This window comes from Staphylococcus sp. 11-B-312 (genome assembly GCF_016743055.1).
Lineage (GTDB): Bacteria > Bacillota > Bacilli > Staphylococcales > Staphylococcaceae > Staphylococcus > Staphylococcus ureilyticus.
On record NZ_CP068241.1, the window covers coordinates 740,674 to 762,771 of the forward strand.

The 22,098-nt window shown below is 32.6% G+C and carries 23 protein-coding genes; 18 read left to right on the forward strand and 5 right to left on the reverse strand.

From position 1 onward, the window contains the following. Positions 1-142 precede the first annotated feature (142 nt). The 4 genes from JG554_RS03245 to JG554_RS03260 all read left to right on the forward strand — a co-directional run bounded on the left by JG554_RS03245 (position 143) and on the right by JG554_RS03260 (position 3,805). Positions 143-1,195: an LLM class flavin-dependent oxidoreductase gene (locus tag JG554_RS03245; RefSeq protein ID WP_107360038.1), complete on the forward strand. Its 1,053-nt coding sequence runs from the start codon at positions 143-145 to the stop codon at positions 1,193-1,195. Positions 1,196-1,208: 13 nt separating this feature from the next. Then, on the forward strand, positions 1,209-1,568 hold the full coding sequence (locus tag JG554_RS03250; RefSeq protein WP_046208468.1) for a DoxX family protein: 360 nt from the start codon (positions 1,209-1,211) through the stop codon (positions 1,566-1,568). Positions 1,569-2,194: 626 nt separating this feature from the next. After that, positions 2,195-2,548: a transcriptional regulator, SarA/Rot family gene (locus JG554_RS03255; protein WP_046208467.1), complete on the forward strand. Its 354-nt coding sequence runs from the start codon at positions 2,195-2,197 to the stop codon at positions 2,546-2,548. A gap of 174 nt (positions 2,549-2,722) precedes the next feature. Continuing rightward, on the forward strand, positions 2,723-3,805 hold the full coding sequence (locus JG554_RS03260; protein WP_046208466.1) for a PTS sugar transporter subunit IIC: 1,083 nt from the start codon (positions 2,723-2,725) through the stop codon (positions 3,803-3,805). A 346-nt stretch (positions 3,806-4,151) separates the two neighbouring features. On the opposite strand, the gene JG554_RS03265 is transcribed toward JG554_RS03260, so the two are convergent. The 4 genes from JG554_RS03265 to JG554_RS03280 are packed head-to-tail and all read right to left on the reverse strand — an operon-like array spanning position 4,152 to position 7,149. After that, positions 4,152-4,853: an amino acid ABC transporter permease gene (locus JG554_RS03265; RefSeq protein WP_070037605.1), complete on the reverse strand. Its 702-nt coding sequence runs from the start codon at positions 4,851-4,853 to the stop codon at positions 4,152-4,154. 12 nt (positions 4,854-4,865) lie between these two features. Next, the gene (locus JG554_RS03270) at positions 4,866-5,552 is read right to left on the reverse strand and encodes an amino acid ABC transporter permease (protein ID WP_046208464.1); all 687 of its coding nucleotides are present in this window, start codon (positions 5,550-5,552) and stop codon (positions 4,866-4,868) included. Continuing rightward, on the reverse strand, positions 5,549-6,403 hold the full coding sequence (locus JG554_RS03275; protein WP_070037609.1) for an amino acid ABC transporter substrate-binding protein: 855 nt from the start codon (positions 6,401-6,403) through the stop codon (positions 5,549-5,551). The genes JG554_RS03270 and JG554_RS03275 overlap by 4 nt, the downstream gene beginning before the upstream one ends. After that, the gene (locus JG554_RS03280; protein WP_070037612.1) at positions 6,400-7,149 is read right to left on the reverse strand and encodes an amino acid ABC transporter ATP-binding protein; all 750 of its coding nucleotides are present in this window, start codon (positions 7,147-7,149) and stop codon (positions 6,400-6,402) included. Before JG554_RS03280 ends, JG554_RS03275 begins: the two co-directional genes overlap by 4 nt. A gap of 147 nt (positions 7,150-7,296) precedes the next feature. On the opposite strand from JG554_RS03280, the gene JG554_RS03285 reads away from it, so the two are divergent. The 4 genes from JG554_RS03285 to JG554_RS03300 all read left to right on the forward strand — a co-directional run bounded on the left by JG554_RS03285 (position 7,297) and on the right by JG554_RS03300 (position 11,108). After that, positions 7,297-8,448, forward strand: a complete 1,152-nt coding sequence (locus JG554_RS03285; RefSeq protein WP_070037615.1) for an acyl-CoA dehydrogenase family protein — start codon at positions 7,297-7,299, stop codon at positions 8,446-8,448. A gap of 217 nt (positions 8,449-8,665) precedes the next feature. Further along, on the forward strand, positions 8,666-9,583 hold the full coding sequence (locus tag JG554_RS03290; protein WP_046208460.1) for an ABC transporter substrate-binding protein: 918 nt from the start codon (positions 8,666-8,668) through the stop codon (positions 9,581-9,583). A gap of 193 nt (positions 9,584-9,776) precedes the next feature. Continuing rightward, positions 9,777-10,325: a biotin transporter BioY gene (locus JG554_RS03295; RefSeq protein ID WP_046208459.1), complete on the forward strand. Its 549-nt coding sequence runs from the start codon at positions 9,777-9,779 to the stop codon at positions 10,323-10,325. A gap of 30 nt (positions 10,326-10,355) precedes the next feature. Further along, on the forward strand, positions 10,356-11,108 hold the full coding sequence (locus JG554_RS03300; protein ID WP_046208458.1) for a GNAT family N-acetyltransferase: 753 nt from the start codon (positions 10,356-10,358) through the stop codon (positions 11,106-11,108). A 325-nt stretch (positions 11,109-11,433) separates the two neighbouring features. Here JG554_RS03300 and fdhD read toward each other — a convergent pair whose 3' ends face one another. Continuing rightward, entirely contained in the window at positions 11,434-12,222 is a 789-nt protein-coding gene (gene fdhD / locus JG554_RS03305; protein ID WP_070037618.1) for a formate dehydrogenase accessory sulfurtransferase FdhD, read from the reverse strand. A 166-nt stretch (positions 12,223-12,388) separates the two neighbouring features. Here fdhD and JG554_RS03310 point away from each other — a divergent pair, with 166 nt between their 5' ends. From JG554_RS03310 to JG554_RS03355, 10 genes are all read left to right on the forward strand, one after another. Further along, positions 12,389-13,405: a LacI family DNA-binding transcriptional regulator gene (locus JG554_RS03310; RefSeq protein WP_046208456.1), complete on the forward strand. Its 1,017-nt coding sequence runs from the start codon at positions 12,389-12,391 to the stop codon at positions 13,403-13,405. 99 nt (positions 13,406-13,504) lie between these two features. Next, positions 13,505-14,665 carry a galactokinase gene (locus JG554_RS03315; RefSeq protein WP_070037621.1) on the forward strand — a complete coding sequence of 387 codons (1,161 nt, stop codon included), beginning with the start codon at positions 13,505-13,507 and terminating at the stop codon, positions 14,663-14,665. 29 nt (positions 14,666-14,694) lie between these two features. Further along, positions 14,695-15,687, forward strand: a complete 993-nt coding sequence (galE, locus tag JG554_RS03320; RefSeq protein WP_070037624.1) for a UDP-glucose 4-epimerase GalE — start codon at positions 14,695-14,697, stop codon at positions 15,685-15,687. Positions 15,688-15,690: 3 nt separating this feature from the next. Next, positions 15,691-17,184 carry a UDP-glucose--hexose-1-phosphate uridylyltransferase gene (gene galT, locus JG554_RS03325; protein ID WP_107360042.1) on the forward strand — a complete coding sequence of 498 codons (1,494 nt, stop codon included), beginning with the start codon at positions 15,691-15,693 and terminating at the stop codon, positions 17,182-17,184. A 102-nt stretch (positions 17,185-17,286) separates the two neighbouring features. Further along, positions 17,287-18,072 (forward strand): molybdate ABC transporter substrate-binding protein, encoded by a 786-nt coding sequence (gene modA, locus JG554_RS03330; protein WP_070037632.1) that lies wholly within the window; start codon positions 17,287-17,289, stop codon positions 18,070-18,072. 12 nt (positions 18,073-18,084) lie between these two features. Continuing rightward, a complete protein-coding gene (gene modB / locus JG554_RS03335) occupies positions 18,085-18,756 on the forward strand; it encodes a molybdate ABC transporter permease subunit (RefSeq protein ID WP_046208451.1) in 672 nt (223 codons plus the stop codon). Next, on the forward strand, positions 18,756-19,361 hold the full coding sequence (locus JG554_RS03340; RefSeq protein ID WP_070037635.1) for an ATP-binding cassette domain-containing protein: 606 nt from the start codon (positions 18,756-18,758) through the stop codon (positions 19,359-19,361). The genes modB and JG554_RS03340 overlap by 1 nt, the downstream gene beginning before the upstream one ends. Positions 19,362-19,433: 72 nt before the next feature. Further along, positions 19,434-20,264 (forward strand): MBL fold metallo-hydrolase, encoded by an 831-nt coding sequence (locus JG554_RS03345; RefSeq protein WP_070037638.1) that lies wholly within the window; start codon positions 19,434-19,436, stop codon positions 20,262-20,264. A 269-nt stretch (positions 20,265-20,533) separates the two neighbouring features. After that, a complete protein-coding gene (locus tag JG554_RS03350) occupies positions 20,534-21,538 on the forward strand; it encodes a ThiF family adenylyltransferase (protein ID WP_070037641.1) in 1,005 nt (334 codons plus the stop codon). A gap of 11 nt (positions 21,539-21,549) precedes the next feature. Next, the gene (locus JG554_RS03355) at positions 21,550-22,050 is read left to right on the forward strand and encodes a MogA/MoaB family molybdenum cofactor biosynthesis protein (RefSeq protein ID WP_046208447.1); all 501 of its coding nucleotides are present in this window, start codon (positions 21,550-21,552) and stop codon (positions 22,048-22,050) included. Positions 22,051-22,098: the final 48 nt, after the last annotated feature.

Below are 22,098 nucleotides of genomic sequence, written 5' to 3' on the forward strand. Positions count from 1 at the left end.
GAGATTATTTATTTTTTGAAAGAATTGAGAGTAATTTATACAAATACGGCTGTAATGTTCATGAGCAATGCTATTGACAGTTTATTTGAAAGGTTTTAAGATAATGAGTATAAAAAATATACTTGTTAAGCGAGGTGAATTAATGAAAATTGAGATTGGCTTAACATCATTTGCTGATAATAGTGAAATTTTCACCGATAAAGGTAAAACATCTGCAATTAGCAATGCTCAGAGAATAAGAAATATCATAGAAGAGATTGAAATTGCAGATGACTATGGTCTTGATGTTTATGGGTTAGGAGAGCATCATCGACCTGATTATGCCGTTTCTGATCCTGTTACAGTCTTAGCTGCAGCGTCTAGAAATACAAAGCAAATTAAATTGAGTAGTGCTGTAACTGTGCTATCCTCAGATGATCCTGTAAGAGTTTATGAAAGGTTCTCAACATTAAATGCAATTTCAAATGGTCGTGCCGAAATAATGGTAGGAAGAGGTTCATTTATAGAATCATTTCCACTATTTGGGTATAACTTAAATGATTATGAACAATTATTTAATGAAAAGATTGAATTATTAATGCAAATTAATCAAAATGAAATTGTAAATTGGACCGGTCAACTGAGACCCAATATACAAAATTTAGGTGTCTATCCTAGAGTTGAGCATGGTATTTTACCTATTTCTATAGCTACAGGTGGAACACCTGAATCTTCATTGAAAGCAGGAGCATTAGGATTACCCATCACTTATGCTATAATTGGCGGTGACCCCAAAAGATTCCGCAGAAATATTGATATGTATAAATCGATAGCCGAATCCTATGGTCATGATGTGAAAGAATTACCGATTGCTACGCATTCTTGGGGGTATATTGCTGAAACGGATGAACAAGCTTTTTGTGAATTTTTCCCTTCAGTAAAAGCAAGCCATGATGTATTAGCTAAGGAACGTGGCTGGCCACTATATGATGAAAATAGTTTCATTCGTGAAGCAGGCCCGAATGGTGCATTATATGTTGGAAGTCCGGAAACTGTGGCTAATAAAATTATTGAAACTGTTGAAACACTAGGTTTATCTCGCTTTATGTTGCATACACCTGTAGGTTCAATGCCACATGAGCATACAATAAACACCATTAAATTATTGGGTGAGCGGGTAAAACCTATTGTAGATAAATATTTTGAAAACAAATAGAAGGAGAGTAAAAATGATATTACGTTATTTAACAAATTTAAAATTAGCAAAAGAATTATATGGTGCAGCGAAACCAAAATTAAAAGGTGACAAATCTATGAAAGATACTTTTACTGAAGTATTTAATTTACCTGCAAATGCAGTACCTTTAGCTGGTGCTTTAGAATCATTAAGTGCAGTATTTTTCGTGCTAAGCTTTGCAAGTAAAAGATTATCACGTATTGCTTCGTTAATGACGATTACTGTGCTAGGTGTAGCAGCGTATAAACACTTTGAAGCTGGACATGGTAAAGCAGGTGCAAAACATGCACTTGATTTAACAGGATTAGCAGCGCTTAGCTTATTAGATACGTTAGATTGTAAAAAGAAATAATTATTTATTAAGGTATCGTCTAGATATCAATATGATAAAGTGTTTCTTTTTAAATAAAGAATAATAAGAAATGAAAATTAACACAACTTGGGACTTTAATAAATGTCTCAAGTTGTTTTTTTATACAGATTTTTTATGAGGAAATTACTTGTAAATAGTGATAATTGAAACATTTCGTTTTAAAAACGACATTACACTTTGAAAATGATAATTTGATATTTATGTGTTTATAATGAGAGAGTGCTACAACATAGCTCCATGACATTAGGCAGTTTGTTTGGTTAATATAGTTGTTTGGTTGACGTATATAACAATGCTTATTATTAGATATGCCGAAGTATTTTTAGTTGGTTTTAGTGATCTTCAATTTATTAAATTAAAAGCAAATGCTAATAATTTTAAAAATTTATATAAGCTATTAGTGAATTTTTAGTAACAAAAAGGATATATGTAGCACTAAATTTTAATAATAAAAAGTGATATTAAAAAAATAGTAGTAAAACCTAATATTTTTCATAGTAAGCCATATTGAATTCAATAGCATAAATAGGATAAAATTATATTACATAAAGACAGGCACACATTGAAATATATTAACAACATGAAAAAACATAAGGAGTGGTTTTATGGAAAAATTAAAAGAATTAAGTGAACTAAACGAATTAATAACTTTGTATCAAAAAGGGAAACAGTTTTTCAAAGAAACTAAGAAATATCACAAATTAAATTATGAAGAAATATTTATTTTGAATTATATACATGAGTGTCAATCTTATGAGGTTACCGCAAAAGAAATTGCGCAATATTCAGAGTTAAAACCGTACTACTTAACGAAAGCTTTGCAAAAATTAATTAAAATGGGTTATTTGAGTAAAAAGAGAAGTGATATTGACGAACGTACAGTTGTTGTATATATAAATGAAACACAACGTCAGAAAATTGAACATATGATAAAAACATTACAAGACTACTTAAAGTAACTCACTTTTGAAAATGAGTCGTGTTACATATATAAAAAAACGAATATTCTGAAAAGTGTAATTTTATTTTATTAATTATATATTGAACCAAAATATTATTTGAGTAAAACATTAAATGTGATATACTAATATTTGTTAAATGAAAGCGCATACAAATATTAGAAGGGTGTTTTTATGAATTTACTTTTAGGGGTTATATTTTTAGGTATTGTTTTATGTTTGTTTACACTTTTTACAAGTAAGGCACCAAATGGTGGAAAAGCAATGGGAGCGCTAGCAAATGCTGCAATTGCTTCTTTTTTAGTCGAAGCCTTTCATAAATATGTAGGTGGAGATTTAATGGGAATTCCATTTTTAGGCCAGTTAGGTGAAGCGGCAGGTGGCTTAGGCGGGGTTGCTGCTGCTGGTTTAGTTGCTTTAGCAATGGGCGTTTCTCCTGTATATGCATTTGTTATTGCCGTTGCATGCGGTAACATGGATTTACTACCAGGTTTTGTCGCAGGTTACATAGCCAGTTTTGGTATGAAATGGATAGAACAAAAATTTCCCGATGGTTTGGATTTAATAGGTTCAATTATTATCATTGCACCTATCACACGAATTATTGCAATTGGTGTAGCACCTGTTGTAGATGCGACATTATTGCAAATAGGTAATATCATTAAAGATTCGACAACTTCAAGCCCAGTACTAATGGGGATAGTGCTAGGGGGTATTATAACAGTTGTAGCAACTGCACCTTTAAGCTCAATGGCATTGACTGCGTTATTAGGACTTACAGGAACACCAATGGCAATTGGTGCATTGGCAGTTTTTGGATCATCGTTTATGAATTTTGTTTTGTTTAAACGAATGAAGTTCGGTGATCGTAAAACAACGATTTCTGTGGCTATTGAGCCGTTATCACAAGCAGATATCGTTACTGCCAATCCAATTCCTGTTTATGCTACAAATTTTGTAGGCGGTGCTGTATCGGGCGTTATTATTGCTATGTTTGGACTTGTTAATGAAGCAACAGGCACTGCAACGCCAATTGCAGGTTTAATGGTGATGTTTGGCTTTAATAATGCATTGACTGTGATTATCGTTGCATTATTATGTGCAATAGGAAGTGCTGTTTGTGGTTACTTAGGATCTATTGTGTTCAAAAATTATCCTATTATAACTAAAGATGAATTACAAAATGGTAGAATGCCTAAAAAGGTTAAGAATTATTATAAAAGAAAAAGACAGTATGCCGAAAGTTTAGCAATGTAGCTATTAAAGACAATGTTATAGGAATAAATGAAAACTTAAAAAGACTGGAACGTCCATATCAATATCAAGGCCCGTAACTACATTTTGAAATAATGTAGTTACGGGCCTTTTTGATACTCATATTTTATATTGAGTGCTGATTTTTTGTCACTGTGAGATTGAAAAGAAAACGCATCATAAATGTTCAGTACATACGACTAACTATTATATTAACTGTAAAAAATAAGTCGTTTTGTATACATGTGTCAAGGTTAAAATTATAGATAAGCACATGGAGTTTTGGAAATCGATAAAACAGAAAATTTAAATAAGTGTCTATATGAAAATGATTTTGTTCTATTGTGATTTATGCTGTGGTTTTTGAAGTCATATATTGTGCTGAACGGTTTTCAACTTTAGAAAATAACAATTCTAGTACTATGGCAAGTAACCAATAAAATATTGCTGCTATACTATATACAGTTATAAAACGATAACCTTCATTTGCAATAACATGACTAACTGCCATAATCTCAGTAACTTGTACTGCGAATGCTAGAGAAGTTCCTTTGATAAGCATTATAAATTGATTTTCAATATTGGGAAGCGCATAGCTGAATGCTTGCGGTAATATAATTTCTTTGTAAGTTCTAATTGTTGAAAGTCCTACAGTTTGAGCAGCTTCAATTTGATCGGTATCGACTGAAAGTAATCCCCCTTTAATAGATTCTGACAAATATGCAACAGCATGTAAGGAAAACACAATAAATGCAATAACTAATGGTGAGAAAATATCAGGATTAATTGTCAATGTAAATTGTGCATTACTCCAAATCACTAATTTTGGTATGCCATAATACATAATAAATAATTGGACTATAAGTGGTGTGCTTCTAAAAAAAGAATTATATATCACTATAATTTGAGAGAGAATTGGAACATTTTTAGTTTGAATAAAAGCAAATAGTGTGCCGATAATTAAACCTACGATCATTGCTACAATTGAAATAATAATTGTATTTGGTACACCCTTAAGCACTTCTGAAACAGTATAAAGTATAAATGACAAAGTATTACCTCCTTAGACACGATATGGTTTTTGGGCTCGTTTATTGATGAGTGCAAATATAGTTTGTATGATAAGAGCGATTATCCAGTAAATAATAGATATGACGACATAAACTTCTAACATACCTAGTCCATAGTTATTTCCAATAATTAATTTAACTTGTCCCATCATATCAATAATCCCAATTGTAAAAGCTAAAGATGTGTCTTTAATTAGTTCAATCACTTGTGTCGTCAAGTTTGGAATACTGTTGCGTAACGCTTGTGGAATTATAATATCTACTAAAATCCGTGGGTAAGATAAACCGACAGATAGTCCTGCTTCAATTTGGCTATAGTCTACTGATTGGTATCCTGCCCGTATAATCTCTGAAAGATAAGCACCCGTATGCAATGTGAACGCTAAAATTACAAAAAACAGTCTGCTAAAATGATTGATATCGATTTGGATGAATAATAATAATTGCGGCAAAGCAAAATATGCCAAAAAAAGTTGTAAAATTAAAGGTGTACTTCGAATAAAAGACAGATAAATACGGACGATAGGTGATAATACTTTTACTTTTTTGATACGGATGGTTGCTAATAAGCACCCAAGTATTAAGGCAAAAAAGAGTGACAATATAAAGATGAATAGTGTTATGGGTAATTGTTGTAAAACTTGGCCGAATAAATCACCCCAGTTAACAGAATTTGTCATGATTGTACCTCCAATTTATCTTTTTGCTTGTTTATTTCATCCAAATCATCAAATACATTGATATCAAAATATTTTTCAGAAAGTTTTTGTAATTCACCTTCATCTATCAGTTCTTGAGTAGCTTGATCAATATCGTCATGCAATTTTTGATGCTTTTTATTATAGACAATATGCAATGATTCTTTTTTTATAATTCCGCCAATTTTAACATCAGCATTGATTTGTTTTTGAATCGCATTGTAAGTGTTCCAGTTTAAAATCATGGCATCACGTCTGTTATTGCTAACCATTTTTAAATTGTCCCCGTTAGAAGGTTCTTGAATAGTATCGATATCAATTTTTGGAGAATGTGAATTATTATACTGAGATAATATAGAGTATAATCCGCCACTCGGTGCCATTGGTGTTAATTTTTTATCAGGTAAGTCATTGAGTGAATGTATATCAGAATTATTTCTATGAACAACAATTAAAGGCAATGCGTAACTATAAGGAACGTCTTGATAGAGAAATTGTTTTTCGCGTTCAGGCGTTTTGAAAAACCAGTTAATTCCCATATCAAACTTTCCAGCGCCAATGCCTACAAGATTAGATTCTTCTTCGCCAACTTCATAGTTAAACTGATATTGCGGTAACTTTTTTTCTAATAGTTTTAGGTAGTCTATATCCAAACCGGCAAACTCATTTTGTTTATTTGTATACAAATAAGGCGGATTAACTTCTGCAGAAATTGCTACTTTGATTTCTTTTTTATTATTATGACTTGAGGATTCTTGTGTTTGACTACATCCACTAAATAAAACCGTAATCAACAATGAAATGATTAAAATGCGTAACTTATTATTTTTCATAATAAGTCACGCTCCATTTCTACGGTGTTTAAAAAACGATTAATTCTTTTAGAATCAGAAGATTCTAAAACTGATTGTGGTGTACCTTGTTTCAATATTTTACCTTCATCTATAAATAGAATTTGATCTGCAATTGCTTTAGCAAATTGTATTTCATGAGTGACGATTACCATGGTCATGCCTTCTTGTGCAATAGATTTGATAAGTGACAATACGCCTTGAATTGATTCAGGATCTAACGCAGACGTAGGTTCATCTAATAGCAGTACTTCTGGATTAAGCGCTAAGGCACGTATGATTCCTATGCGTTGACTTTGACCACCAGATAGTTGTGAAGGATATTTATCTTTTTGGTTTAATAAATTAAAACGCTCTAAATAAGAAATGGCCATTTCATTTGCCTGTTTAGCAGGCATTTTTTTACCATGTATCAAGCCAACTGTAATGTTTTCAAGAATTGTTTTGTTTTTGAATAAATTATAGTTTTGAAACACCATCGCAGATTTCTTTCTTAACTGTGAAATATCTTTTTTTGAATGTTTATCGGCGACAAAATTTTGATTACCAATTTGAATTGTACCTGATTTTGGTATCGCTAACACGTTCAATGTTCTAAGTAGCGTTGTTTTACCTGATCCACTTGGACCGATGATAGCAGTCACAGTTCCCTTATTTTGTGAAAAGCTAACGCCATTAAGAACAGTATGATTTTTATATTTATGTATTAAATGTTCAACTGTAATCATTTTAAACCCCCAGAATATCAATACGCACAAAGTATCACATTAATCCTTATCGGTAAAGTAAGATTTTGTAATCTAATAGCTTTTATTCGTTATAAGCGAGTGTTACACTAAGTTTAATAGAGAAAAGTCTAAAATGAGGTGGACACTGTGAATTATTCTGCATTAATACATACAGAGATACAAAAAAAGTGGATAGATAAATTTGATTCAATCAAAGCGCAGTTTAAAGAAAAAGCTGATTATAATGATAAACATTCAAGATTTCCATATGAAAATATTGATTGGTTGGTAAAAGAAGGTTATACGTTATTAACGTTACCTAAAGCATATGGTGGTGACGGTGCGACTGTTGAAGATATGGTTGTACTACAGACATATTTAGGAGCAATAGATGGTGCGACTGCACTTTCAGTTGGCTGGCACCTTAGTGTTGTTGGGCAATTATATGAACAACATGCTTGGGAACAAGATATGCTAGAGCGCTTTGCAGTAGAAGTGAAAAAAGGTGCATTAGTTAACAGAGCTGTCAGTGAAGCCGAAACAGGTAGTCCTACACGCGGCGCAAGACCTGCTACACATGCAATAAAAAAAGATAACGGTTTTGTGATTAATGGGGTCAAAACCTTTACTTCAATGAGTAGAAGATTAAGCCATTTTATTGTAAGTGCCTATTATGAAGAAATTGATACTGTTGGTTTTTTCTTGATATCTGAAGATACGCCTGGTGTGGAGATTGCAGACAATTGGAATATGGTAGGCATGCGTGCAACTGAAAGTCACGATTTGATTTTAAATGATGTTTTCATTCCAGAAGAAAATTTTGTAGAAATAAGAGGTGCGGGTGGCAAGCAACCTAATGGCTGGATACTACATATCCCTAGTACATATCTAGGTATTGCACAAGCGGCGAGAGATTATGCCGTAGATTTTGCAAAAAATTATAGTCCTGCAAGTATTGATGGTGTGATTGGCGATATTTCAACTGTACAGCAAAATGTTGGTAAAATGGAATCATTACTATTGTCTGCACGCCACTTTTTATGGAGTACTGCAGCGTTATACAACCAACAACAAGAGATACCGATTTGGAATGAAACTTCAGCAAGTAAAGTGTTGGTGATGAATCAAGGTTTAGAAGTAATAGATATTGCCATGCGTATTGTGGGCGCTAAGAGTTTAGAAATGGAACGACCATTGCAACGTTATTATAGAGATATGCGAGCTGGTCTGCATAATCCGCCGATGGAAGACATGGCCTATACTAATATTGCGCATAGTGTATTAGGCCACTTTAAATAAATGCCGAGAACATGGCTTGTCTTTATAGTCAATGAAATCTTTGAATAAACGATTTATATTGGAATGAGTATATGAAATCAATGATTAAAGTTGATTTTCTAACTCATTCCTTTTTTATTTTTTAAAATAATAAAAATTTTAGGTTTTCTATTGTACAAATTTTATAATCATTATATAATTCAATGGTAATGATAATCATTTTCAATGGAGGAGACTTATGAAAAAATTAATATTTCCAATAATTATAATGGTTCTAATATTAGCAGCTTGCGGCAAAAAATCTGAAAGCGGCTCAGATAGTAACAAAGAAGACACAAAAGCTTATACATTAGATAGCGGAAAGAAAATTGATATACCTAAAAATCCTGAACGTATTGCAGTTGTTGCACCTACATACGCAGGCGGAATAAAATATTTAGGAGGTAAAATTGTAGCTGTCAATGAGCAAGTCGATAACAGTCATATTTTAAAAGATAAATTTAAAGATGTTGAAAAAGTTGGAGAAAATGATGTTGAAAAAGTTGCAAAAACAAAACCAGATTTGATTGTAGCTTACTCTACAGATAAAAACATTAAAAAGTATAAGAAAATTGCACCGACTGTTGTTTACGATTATGGTAAACATAAATATTTAGATCAACAAAGACAATTAGGTAAACTACTTGGAAAAGAAGATAAAGTAAAAAAATGGGAAGAAAAATGGAAATCACAAACTGAAAAAGATGGTGAAGCAATCAAAGCGAAAATTGGTGAAGATACAACAGTGTCAATTTTTGATGAATTTGATAAAAAACTTTACACTTACGGACCTAACTGGGGACGTGGAGGAGAAGTTATGTACCAAGCATTTGGATTAAAGATGCCTAACAAACTCAATGAGCTAGTTAAAAAAGAAGGCTGGGCTGAAATTAAACAAGAAAAACTAGCGGATTATGCTGGTGATTATATCGTTTCCACGAGTGAGGGTAAATCAAAACCAGGTTATAAAAAAACTGATTTATGGAACAACTTATCTGCAGTTAAAAATAATCATGTTATAGAAGTGCAAGCAGAAACTTATTGGTACAACGACCCTTATACATTGGAGTATATGAGAAAAGATTTGAAAGAGAAATTTTTAAAAACGAATTCATAATCTATTATTTACAGTAGTATTTTAGAGATTTAAATAAATATCACCAAAATAAAACATGAGCGTGTGACAAAGCAAAGATGTCTCAAGCTCATGTTTTTTTGTTTAGAAAAAGATTATAAATTTAAATTGTAAACTTTTTATTTTTAACAGTTTACATTTGTGGTATAATTTTTTCATCGAAGGAGGTTTGATGATGTCAACGAAATATTTAGTTTATACTGCTTTAATGACTGCTATTATTGCAGTTTTAGGTTTTGTACCTGCAATACCATTACCCATAATGCCTGTACCAATTGTGTTACAAAATATCGGTATATTTCTAGCTGCCATTTTATTAGGTCGTAAATATGGCACATTGAGTGTCGTTGTTTTATTACTTTTAGTTGTTGCTGGATTACCATTGTTATCAGGTGGCCGTGGTGGTATTGGTGTTTTTGCAGGACCATCAGCAGGTTTTTTATTTATGTACCCTGTTATTACATATCTTATTGGTCTTGTAAGAGACTTATATTTGAAAAAGATCAACTTTATTGTATTATTAATAACAACTGTATTGATAGGTGTCGTTTTGTTAGATGTTGTGGGTACGATTATAATGGGACTTATTACAAATTTGCCAATTTCTAAATCAATCATGTTATCTTTTGTCTTTATGCCAGGAGATGTTATTAAAGCGCTAATTGCTAGTTTAATAGGCAATATCATGTTAAACCATAGTCGATTCAAGCAATTACTTAAGTAGAATTAATTGAGACAAAGAGGAGGAGAAATGATGGTGAACATAACTTTGAGTAATATTTTCCAACCTGGGAATGTTTACGTTGAAGATGCATATAAAACTATTTATTTAACTCCTCAAATGCCTTTAATATTTGATGCAAATAAATGGGTGTATAAACAAATGCCTTCAATTCAACAATGGAAAGCGGATATAGCTACACAAACTGATTTTCATAAGCAACAAAACTCTAATCATTTAACTTTTACTTTTCCGGAAAACGTAGCATTAGACCAACAATGGTTAGGATTAATTAGCCAAGAGCAATTTGAATTAGGACTCATGGAGTTATATGCGATTGAACCTCAAAAATTCAAAAAGTATATAGACTCTGAAGTAGAAGTTAAAGTAGTGGATGCGCATACTATAGATGATTATATTAGTGTTCATAGTCAATTTGCAGCACCATATGGTGAGGGGTATGTTAAAGAAAGTACAAATATGATTAAAAATCAATATATTAATGATGCTAAAACACGTCTTATAGCATATAGGCAGGGTGTTCCAGCTGGTATATTAGATTTGATCATAGATGAGACAACTGTGGAAATTGATGGATTTGGTGTTTTAACATGCCATCAAAGACAAGGCGTCGGTAGTGTGATGCAAAGTTTTGCTGCAGAATTAGCCATGCCCAAACCATTGATTTTGATCGCCGATGGAGAAGATAGTGCTAAAGATATGTACGTGAAGCAAGGTTATGTTTTTATTAGTTTTTGTTATCACATTGTAAAAGAAGATATTTGAAAAGCCTCATTTTTACTTTAATTAAAAAATATGCTCGCAACGTGAGCGTACTATACTGTCGACAAAGCCATTAACTTTGTCGACATTTTTTTATGCATATTTTCTGAAGGTACTGTTTTATGGTGTAATATTTGGCTGATGTTTTGTGTAAGTATTAGCGTTAACCCACATCCAACATTAAATACATTATTAATTTTGAATGAGTGTAGATACTTTTATCAAAGCGCATCATTAAATAGATAAAAAAAAACAAACCTCAGGTGAATCATCACTTAAGATTTGTCTTTAATTTGGTATTTTTATGATGTAAAGGGCGTTTAACACATTATGATATTATGCGCTCTGGATGACTATAAACATTAAAATTACCATCCCGAATAAAACCAATTGCTGTAATATTTAAATCATTGGCAAGTGTTACAGCTAATGTGGTTGGTGCGGATTTAGATAAAATCACACCAACGCCAATTTTCGCAGCTTTAATAAGGATTTCGGAAGATATACGCCCACTAAATATTAATACTTTATTTCGCACAGGTATATGATGTTGTATGCAATAACCATAAAGTTTATCTAAGGCATTATGTCTACCTATATCTTGTCTATGTTCAAAAAATGCCTCTCCATCACTGATGGCAGCATTATGCAATCCACCAGTTTGTTTGAAAATTTTACTTGCACTTTGTAAACGTGTCATCATGTTAAGGACTTGGTGAGGGGTGAGTTTAATTTTAGACATTGATGTTTTAGCTATTGCAGCATCATTGTGGAAATAAAATTCACGACTCTTACCACAGCAAGATGCAATCATCCGTTTAGTAGAATATTCAAACCGGTCATTAAGTGATTTGGTTAATTCGACATGTGCAAAGCCTTTACTATCGTCAATTTGGATTGATTTCAAATCATCACTTTTTAAAATAGCACCTTCTGAAGCTAAAAAACCTAGTACTAATTCTTTCATATGATTTGGACTGCAAATGACCGTTGCAAATTCTTCACCATTGACCATAATCGTCAGTGGGAATTCTGTGACATAGTGATCTGTTGTTTCAATAAGTTTACCTTCTTCATATCTAACAATATGTTGGTTTGTTAAAACATCTTCGTTCATAGTATTTATCCCCCAGTTCCTATTCACTATCTATTTTAGCGTATTTTTTGTTGCAAAAAAATAAATTGCATTTATATCCAAAAGCTTAACTGCAATATTTGTTTGATATATACCAAACTTAGAAGTAAACTTATAGTAAACACAATAGTGAGAGGTGATTCGGCAAATGGCTAGTATAAGAGATATTGCGAAAGAAGCAAGGGTGAGTCCAGGAACGGTTTCCCGCGTATTAAATAATGATCCCACCTTATCTGTCGCGGAAGAAACGAGAAAAAGAATATATGACATAGCAGAAAATTTTCAATATAAAAAAGCTGAAAGAAAAAATAAAAGTATACAAATTATTACTTATGCATCAAGAGCCAAAGAAATGTCTGATCCGTATTATCGTGAGATTAGATTAGCTATTGAAGCAGAAGTAAAACGTTTAAATCTATCATTAAAAAGAACGCTTCGCATTGATGGAGAACATGATGCGATTGATTTTACTAAAATAGCCAAAGCTGGCGCAATTATTGTTGTAGGTAATTTTGCTGCAGAAGCTATTCTAGAATTGCAGAGTTACAATCAGAATATTGTGGTTATTAATAACCCTAACACGCCTAAATCAGTTGATGCAGTGTATTCGGATTTATATGATGCAATGACTCAACTATTAGATGATATAGATCATTCAGAATTAAACGATATTGTTTACGTAGGTGGTACTCATACAATAAAAAACCTTGCAGGCATGCCAACACTAAATAATCAAAATTTTGAAGATAAACGGTATATCGCATTCAATGATTGGTGTAATAAGCACCAAAGAAAAGGTAAAGTATTAATGAATGGTTGGCATAAAGAAGATGGTATAAATGCAGTAAACGAAGTATTACAAAATCAACATCTACCTCAAGTTTTTATCGCAGGTAACGATATGATCGCTTTAGGCATATTGCAACAACTACAACTAAAAAAATACACTTTACCTGATGATATCAAATTGATAAGTTTTAACGATTTGGAAGTGATTCAGTATGCGGTTCCTTCTATAAGTAGCGTACATATACCGATAGACGACTTCGGAAAAATAGCAGTAAGAATGGCAGAAGAGAGAATAAATAAAACAAGGAAAATTGCTATTCATGTAATTGCAGAAGCACAACTGAAAGAAAGGATGACTTTTAAAGTTAATAAGTGAAGTGTATTGACAAAACATTTAGTAAACAAGTAAACTTTATTTAAGTTTACTAAGGGTTTTGATTTTTGTGTATATCGATTTTTAAAGGAGTGGGACGTTATGTTAGAAGCTATGCGCGAGAAATTCGAAAGTTTATTTGACGTGAAGCCTGAAGTGAGTGCATTTGCACCAGGAAGAATTAACTTAATAGGAGAACATACTGATTATAATGGGGGATATGTGTTTCCAGCAGCAATTGAATTAGGTACGTATGGTTTAGCAGTTAAACGAGAAGATAAATTGGTTCGCCTATATTCTAATAATTTTGAAACGGTTGGTATGATTTCCTTCGACTTAGAACATTTAGATTTTCATAAAGAGCATGATTGGGCGAATTATCCGAAAGGTGTTATTAAATATTTAGTAGAAGCTTTTTCAGAAATTAATCAAGGCTTTGATATTTTGGTAGAAGGTAATATTCCAAACGGCGCTAGCCTTTCATCTTCTGCATCAATCGAATTACTAACTGGTTGGTTGGTAAAGCAGTTATTTAACTTGAATTTAGAGAGATTAGAGCTTATTAAGATAGGGCAACGTACTGAAAATCAATTTATGGGTGTCAACTCAGGGATTATGGATCAATTCATTATAGGTATGGGGAAAGCAGAACATGCCATATTACTAGATACTGCAACGTTAGATTATGAATATGTACCTGCTAAGTTTGGAGACTATGTCATATCCATCATGAATACCAATAAACGACGCTCATTAACTGAAAGTAAATATAATGAACGGAGAAGTGAATGTGAATCTGCACTGTCATCATTACAACAAAAATTAAATATTGAGTCTTTAGGTGAATTAACAATGGAACAATTTGAAAAACATCAAATGCTTATTAAAGATGATGTGAAACGCAAAAGAGCAAAACACGCTGTTTCAGAAAATGAACGTACGAAACTTGCTTATCAAGCATTATCTGTTAATGATTTTGAAAAATTTGGCTATTTATTAAATGATTCGCACGCCTCATTAAAAGATGATTATGAAGTAACAGGTATTGAGCTTGATACATTGGCGGAAACTGCGCAACAAGTGGAAGGCGTACTCGGTGCAAGAATGACTGGTGCTGGCTTTGCAGGATGTGCAATTGCTTTAGTGCACAAAAATCAAATTCAAGCACTAGAAGATGAAGTCTCAAATAAATATATAGAAAAAATCGGCTATGAGCCATCGTTTTATCATGTGGGCATTAGTGATGGTGTAAAAACAATTTAAAATAAATTTGAAAAAGAAAGGATTTTTCCATGAGCGTATTAGTATTAGGTGGCGCAGGTTATATTGGAAGCCATGCCGTAGACCAATTAATTCATAGAGGCTATGATGTTGTAGTTGTAGATAATTTAGGCACTGGACATAAAGCAGCAATACACAATAAAGCGAAATTTTACGAAGGTGATATTCGTGATAAAGCATTTTTAGAAAATGTATTTAATAGTGAAAATATTGAAGGTGTATTTCATTTTTGCGCATACTCATTAGTTGGTGAATCTGTAGAGAAACCATTAACATATTTTAATAATAATGTTAATGGTCTACAAGTATTGTTAGAAGTGATGTATGACCATGATGTCATGCATATTGTTTTCTCATCAACAGCAGCTGTATATGGTGAACCTGACTCTGTACCAATTACAGAAAATGATTCTAAAACACCAACAAGTCCTTATGGTGAAAGTAAATTAATGATGGAAAAAATGATGCATTGGTGTCATGAAGCATATGGTGTGAATTTTGCTGCACTCCGATACTTTAATGTTGCAGGCGCTAAAGAACACGGCATAATAGGGGAAGATCATAGACCTGAAACACATTTAATCCCAATTGTATTACAAGTAGCGTTAGGGCAAAGAGATGAACTAACTGTTTTTGGTGATGATTATGATACGGAAGATGGCTCTTGCATACGAGATTATTTACATGTCGTTGATTTAATAGATGCGCATATTTTAGCGTTTCAACATTTAAAAAATGGTGGAGAATCAGGTGCGTTTAACTTAGGTAGTAGCCAAGGTTATTCAGTGTTTGAAATTTTAGAATCAGCAAGAAAAGTCACAGGTAAAACAATAAACGCAGTTGTTGGTGAAAGAAGAGCTGGAGATCCTAGCAAATTAATTGCATCAAGTAATAAAGCACAGGAAGTATTAGGATGGAAACCTAAACATGATGATATACACGATATTATTGGTTCTGCTTGGCAATGGCATGAAAAGCACCCTAGCGGGTATCAGGAGGTATAATGGATGTTATTGAATCACTACGCTGTCCAACTATTTGTATCTCACGCTATAGCACATGGAGATTATGAAGTGGAAGATGCCATTTATATTCAAAATAGATTGCTGAGTATTTTAAATGCTTCAGGCATAGAGGACACAACATCTTCCAAATTTAATTCTGAGACTACAGCGCTTGAGATAACGCAATATTGGATTCAAGAAGCAATCAATGCGAAATGTATAGATGACGCTTTATATAGCAAAGAAATCATTGAAGCACAAATATTAGATTTAATCACACCACGACCATCTGTACTGAACCATAAGTTTTATGAATTATATCAACAGAGTCCAAAGAAAGCGACAGACTATTTTTATAACATAACCAAACGCAATCATTATGTGAAAGAAGATGCAATTGCGCATAATATAAATTTCAACACAGCAAGTGAGTATGGTGATATGGAAATAACAATCAATTTATCCAAACCAGAAAAAGATGCTAAACAAATTGCCAAAGCGAAAGAAGCGCCTGCAACAGATTATCCTAAATGTGCACTATGCATGGAAAATGAAGGTTTTAAAGGGTCTGTAATACAAGCAGCGAGAACAAATCACCGTATCATCAGATTGAACTTAGGACAAGAACAATGGGGATTTCAATATTCTCCATATGCCTATTTCAAAGAACATAGTATTGTGTTATCTCAATCACATGTTCCTATGAAGATAGATAAGCAAACATTTGTACAACTGTTGGATTTTGTAGATAAATTTCCGCATTATTTTATTGGTTCAAATGCAGATATTCCGCTTGTTGGCGGTTCAATATTGACACACAATCATTATCAATCGGGTAGACACACATTTCCGATGGATAATGCTAAGGAAATGAACAATTTTAACTTAAAACAATTTTCAACAGTAACGGCTTCTACATTGTATTGGCCTATGAGTGTTATTCGTTTGAAAAGTGAAGATAAAAATGATTTGGTGGCAGCGGCAGAATTTATTAGAAAAGCATGGAATAGTTATTCAGATGAAACTGTAGATATAAGAGCATACAGTAAAAATGGTGAGCGTCATCATACTGTAACGCCGATTGCCCGTTATAGGGAACAACAATATGAACTTGATATTGTTTTAAGAGACAATCAAACATCGGAACAATATCCGGATGGTATATTTCATCCCCATCAAGACGTTCAACATATCAAGAAAGAAAACATTGGATTAATAGAAGTAATGGGGACTGCCATTTTGCCTGGTAGATTAAAACAAGAATTACAACAGGTTAAAGCATTTTTATTAGGTGAACAACAACAAGTGCCAAGCATACATCAACCATGGGCAGAAGACATGACACAACGATATGATATTCATGAGAAAAACGTAAATGAAATTATTGAAAAAGAACTTGGTTTCAAATTCAAACGTGTACTTGAAGACGCAGGTGTATTTAAAAACACATCACAAGGCCAAAGTGCATTTAAAACATTTATAGCATCGTTACAATAAATATTTTGAAAATTGAGCTATACGAAGTACCTTTTACTTTTGTATACGCTCTTTTTTTTGAAATAAATAGGCATATAATTATATGAAAAAGGAGACAATCAAATGAAAAACACTTGGAAATTTTTAATGATTGCAACGATTATGGCATGTATATTAATAACTGGATGCTCTAATAGCGATAAGAAGCAGAGTGAAAAAGATGCTAGCACTCAGGATAATCATAAGAAAGAAATACATATTTCAGCTGCAGCAAGTTTAACAGATGTCACTAAAGATTTAGAACGAGCATTTAACAAAAAACATAAAAATGCTAAAATCACCTTTAATTATGGTGGCTCAGGCGCATTGAGACAACAAATAGAAAAAGGCGCACCTGTAGATGTATTTATGTCTGCAAATACAAAAGATGTAGATGCTTTAGGTAAGCAAGCTCAAAATAAATATGAATACGCACAAAATGACTTAGTGCTTATAGGTGAAGATAATAGTACATATAAGAATGTGTCTGATTTAAAACAAGGTGAAAAATTGGCTATCGGCGAGACTAAATCTGTGCCTGCAGGGAAATATGCTGAGAAATACTTAAAAGATCATCAATTATATGATGATGTTAAACCGCATTTAGTTTTTGCAAAAGACGTGCGACAAGTATTAAATTATGTTGAAAAAGGTAATGCTCAATTAGGTTATGTTTATAAAACAGATTTATATCAAAGTCAAAAAAATGGTGATAGTAACGTAAAAGAAATTCAAACCGCTAAATTAAAACAGCCAATCACATATAAGTCAGCGACAGTTTCAGATAAAAAATTAGCAACAGCGTGGATTGAATTTTTAAAAACAGATGAAGCGCAAGAAATTTTAAAAAAATATAAATTTAAAGTATAGGGGGTAGCAGAAATGCCAGATGTCACGCCGTTTTGGATATCATTAAGGGTTGCAATTATCAGTACGATTATCGTTACGATACTAGGTGTTTTTATATCAAGATGGTTGTATAAGCGTCGTGGCTTTATAACGAGACTTTTAGAAAGTTTCATTGTCTTACCAATTGTGTTACCACCGACAGTGATGGGTTTTATTTTACTGATTGTATTTTCACCACATAGTGTGGTTGGAAGATTTTTTAGCGATGTATTACATTTGCCAGTTGTATTTACTTTAACTGGTGCCATAATAGCCTCCATCATTGTCAGCTTTCCACTGATGTATCAGCATACTGTACAAGGATTTAGGAGTATAGATCCTAAAATGTTGAATACTGCAAGAACGATGGGTGCAAGTGAAAATAAAATTTTTATGAAATTAGTTTTACCGTTATCTAAGCGCTCAATACTTGCTGGTGTAATGATGAGTTTTGCACGGGCAATTGGAGAATTTGGTGCTACGTTAATGGTAGCAGGTTATATTCCTAATAAAACTAACACGTTACCTTTAGAAATATATTTTTTAGTAGAGCAGGGAAAAGAGAATCAAGCATGGTTATGGGTGATTGTATTAGTTGCATTTGCTATCACTGTAATTGGTACAATCAATCTATTGAATAAAGATGGTTATCGGGAGGTTCGTTAATGCTTAATATATCTTTGAATCATCTTTTAAATAGTACACAATTACATGTAAAAATAGATGATACTACACCTAAAATTTATGCCATTAAAGGACCTTCAGGTATAGGTAAAACAACAATTTTAAATATGCTTGCTGGTCTACAGCAACCAGATCAAGCGTATATACAGATTAACGACCATATATTGACAGATACTACTTCAAATATTGATGTAAAAATTCAAAAACGCAATATCGGTTATTTATTTCAAGATTATCAATTATTTCCAAATATGACTGTATTTCAAAACATCACTTTTATGACACAGTATTCACAGCATATAGACAATTTGATGAATCAATTAAACATTGTTCACTTAAAAGATAAATTTCCAATACGCTTATCTGGTGGTGAATCCCAACGTGTTGCATTAGCTAGAACATTAAGTACTAAACCAGACTTGATGTTACTAGATGAGCCGTTTTCTAGTTTAGATGATACAACAAAAGCAGAAAGTATTTTGTTAGTAAAACGAATCTTTAAATTATGGAATATACCTATTATTTTTGTTACTCATTCTCAATATGAAGCAGAAGTACTGGCACATGAAATTATTAATATCGGATGATATGCAACTATAATTTATGAGAGGTTGCGTAAGAATTATGATCACATTTATAAATAAGTAGGGGGTGATACAATGATAATCGAATGTTTAGGAACTTCTGGGGGTGTACCAACACTTTATCAATCAGTTTCACAGCATAAAGATGCACAAAAACGAACAGGGCCTGGTATCTTCATTCATGATTTACAATTACTAATCGACACTTCGGAAGATATATTTCAACAACTAAGACAATCAAAAATTTATGATATAAAATATGGCATTTATTCTCATTGGCATCCAGATCACACGATGGGGATGAGGATATGGGAAACACTCAATTTTGATTTTATTCACAAAGTACCTAAGTCCAAAACGACAACGGTTTATATTACAACTCAAGAAGTGGAAGATTTTAAAGCATATTTTGCGCGTTGGGAATATGTTCAATATTTAGATTCATTAGGCGTAATTAACCTAGTAATTGTTGACAATGATGCAGAAATTAGTTTTGAAGACACAACGGTAGAGTGGATTCAATTAGCAGAGCAATTCGCGTTTGGTTTTTATTTAACTACAAATACCAAACGTATACTTATTATTCCAGATGAAATTAAAGGCTTTCGACCAACGGATAAGTTGAAAAATGCTGATGTTGCTATTTTACCTTTTGGTAGCAATGAAGTTAACCCTATAACTCATGAACGAATTCATCCAGAAGGTATGTTAAATGCTTTAGGAGAGGTTACATTTGATGAATGTGTGACTATTGCTAAAACTATTAATGCTAAGCATACATATTTTACTCATATTGAAGCTACTGAAAGTTTAACGAAGGCACAAATTAAACAATTAGAAGAGCGATTAGAAGAAGATGGCTTAAAATCAACCATTGCATTTGATGGATTGAAAATTCAAATTTAAATAATGATTAGTGATTTTAATACCAAAAATCAAAGTATCAGTAATCACCATAAATGTATCATTATATTTTTTGAAACTGTTTTGCGATAAAGAGTAGGACTATGAAATCAATATCTAGTTTTGATTTTGTACCTACTCTTTTATTTTGCCTTTTAGGTAATATGAATAAAAGTGGTGTACATGATTTTTGATTAATGAATTCAAACCGTTGTTACAGAGAACGCCAAGATTTATAATGAAAATAATGACGCAAAGTGAGGGATTTCATAGTGAATGAAGAACGTTATTCAAGGCAAATGCTATTTAAGCATATAGGCACATCTGGGCAAGAGAAAATTATGAATGCACATGTGCTAATTATAGGTATGGGTGCTTTAGGAACACACCTTGCGGAAGGACTTGTGAGAGCTGGTGTAGGTGAGTTGACGATTGTCGATAGAGATTATATTGAATTTAGTAACTTGCAGCGCCAGACGATGTATACAGAAATGGATGCAGTAGATAAGTTACCTAAAGTAATCGCAGCAGAACGAAATCTAATGGCAATACGTCAAAATCTGAACTTGCACATACACATTGCACATGTTGATCGATTATTCTTAGAAACATATGCGCAAGATGTTGAACTTATACTAGATGCTACAGATAATTTTGAAACAAGACAATTGATTAATGATTTTGCTTATAAAAATACCATACCATGGATTTACGGTGGCGTCGTACAGAGTACTTATGTGGAAGCAACATTTATACCTAAACAAACACCGTGTTTTAACTGTTTAATTCCACAGTTACCTACAATTAATATGACCTGTGATACAGTAGGTGTTATTCAGCCAGCAGTCACTATGACGACCAGTTTACAATTAAGAGATGCATTAAAAATATTAACTGGCGCAACAATAGCGACTAAAGTTACTTACGGTGATATTTGGGAAGGCACACACTTTACATTTGGCTTTAGTAAATTGCATGATAGTGCTTGTACAACTTGTGGTACACAACCGACATATCCTTATCTCAATACAACACAAAGACAATTTGCAAGTTTATGTGGCAGAGATACTGTTCAATATGAAAACCCAGAAATTTCCCAGGAAATGTTAGAAACATTTTTACAACAACAAGAAATACCATATCAACGTAATCCTTACATGTTACATTTTGAATACAAAAAACATAGAATTGTTAGCTTTAAAGGCGGGAGATTATTAATTCATGGGATGACTCGCCCACAACAGGCGATAACATTGATCAACCAATTATTCGGCTAAGGAGGTTTAATATGCATACAAATGTAAAGCTTGATAGAAATATTAGATGTGCAGTATTAACTGTTTCTGATACAAGAGATTATGAAACCGATAAAGGTGGTAAATTAGTTAAAGAGTTACTTTCAACATTAAACGTTATGATTACAGAATCACATTATAAAATTGTTAAAGATGAACAAACTGTAATTACTGAGCAATTAAAGCATTGGCTAGCAGAGGATATTGATGTCATTATCACCACAGGAGGTACTGGTATAGCACAAAGAGATGTAACGATAGAAGCTGTTTCCAGTTTGATTACGAAGGAAATTGAAGGATTTGGAGAATTATTTAGATATCTAAGTTATACAGAAGATGTTGGGACTCGTGCGTTGTTATCTCGAGCAATTGCTGGCACGGTAAATAATAAATTGATTTTCAGTATACCAGGCTCTACTGGTGCAGTTAAATTAGCATTAAATAAGCTCATTAAACCAGAATTGAATCATTTAGTGCAAGAGATTACAAAATAAATTAGAGCCCAACATTTTAAGTTTGTTGGACTCTATTTCTTACATATT

What these genes read in the sequence shown, in the direction of transcription:
- JG554_RS03280 (WP_070037612.1), bottom strand. Translation starts at nt 7,149, where the DNA reads ATGATTACAGTTGAACATTTAATACATAAATATAAAAATCATACTGTT.
- JG554_RS03345 (WP_070037638.1), top strand. Translation starts at nt 19,434, where the DNA reads ATGATAATCGAATGTTTAGGAACTTCTGGGGGTGTACCAACACTTTAT.
- fdhD (WP_070037618.1), bottom strand. Translation starts at nt 12,222, where the DNA reads ATGAACGAAGATGTTTTAACAAACCAACATATTGTTAGATATGAAGAA.
- galE (WP_070037624.1), top strand. Translation starts at nt 14,695, where the DNA reads ATGAGCGTATTAGTATTAGGTGGCGCAGGTTATATTGGAAGCCATGCC.
- JG554_RS03295 (WP_046208459.1), top strand. Translation starts at nt 9,777, where the DNA reads ATGTCAACGAAATATTTAGTTTATACTGCTTTAATGACTGCTATTATT.
- JG554_RS03300 (WP_046208458.1), top strand. Translation starts at nt 10,356, where the DNA reads ATGGTGAACATAACTTTGAGTAATATTTTCCAACCTGGGAATGTTTAC.
- JG554_RS03275 (WP_070037609.1), bottom strand. Translation starts at nt 6,403, where the DNA reads ATGAAAAATAATAAGTTACGCATTTTAATCATTTCATTGTTGATTACG.
- JG554_RS03260 (WP_046208466.1), top strand. Translation starts at nt 2,723, where the DNA reads ATGAATTTACTTTTAGGGGTTATATTTTTAGGTATTGTTTTATGTTTG.
- galT (WP_107360042.1), top strand. Translation starts at nt 15,691, where the DNA reads ATGTTATTGAATCACTACGCTGTCCAACTATTTGTATCTCACGCTATA.
- JG554_RS03315 (WP_070037621.1), top strand. Translation starts at nt 13,505, where the DNA reads ATGTTAGAAGCTATGCGCGAGAAATTCGAAAGTTTATTTGACGTGAAG.
- JG554_RS03340 (WP_070037635.1), top strand. Translation starts at nt 18,756, where the DNA reads ATGCTTAATATATCTTTGAATCATCTTTTAAATAGTACACAATTACAT.
- JG554_RS03250 (WP_046208468.1), top strand. Translation starts at nt 1,209, where the DNA reads ATGATATTACGTTATTTAACAAATTTAAAATTAGCAAAAGAATTATAT.
- JG554_RS03255 (WP_046208467.1), top strand. Translation starts at nt 2,195, where the DNA reads ATGGAAAAATTAAAAGAATTAAGTGAACTAAACGAATTAATAACTTTG.
- JG554_RS03290 (WP_046208460.1), top strand. Translation starts at nt 8,666, where the DNA reads ATGAAAAAATTAATATTTCCAATAATTATAATGGTTCTAATATTAGCA.
- modB (WP_046208451.1), top strand. Translation starts at nt 18,085, where the DNA reads ATGCCAGATGTCACGCCGTTTTGGATATCATTAAGGGTTGCAATTATC.
- JG554_RS03355 (WP_046208447.1), top strand. Translation starts at nt 21,550, where the DNA reads ATGCATACAAATGTAAAGCTTGATAGAAATATTAGATGTGCAGTATTA.
- JG554_RS03270 (WP_046208464.1), bottom strand. Translation starts at nt 5,552, where the DNA reads ATGACAAATTCTGTTAACTGGGGTGATTTATTCGGCCAAGTTTTACAA.
- JG554_RS03310 (WP_046208456.1), top strand. Translation starts at nt 12,389, where the DNA reads ATGGCTAGTATAAGAGATATTGCGAAAGAAGCAAGGGTGAGTCCAGGA.
- modA (WP_070037632.1), top strand. Translation starts at nt 17,287, where the DNA reads ATGAAAAACACTTGGAAATTTTTAATGATTGCAACGATTATGGCATGT.
- JG554_RS03245 (WP_107360038.1), top strand. Translation starts at nt 143, where the DNA reads ATGAAAATTGAGATTGGCTTAACATCATTTGCTGATAATAGTGAAATT.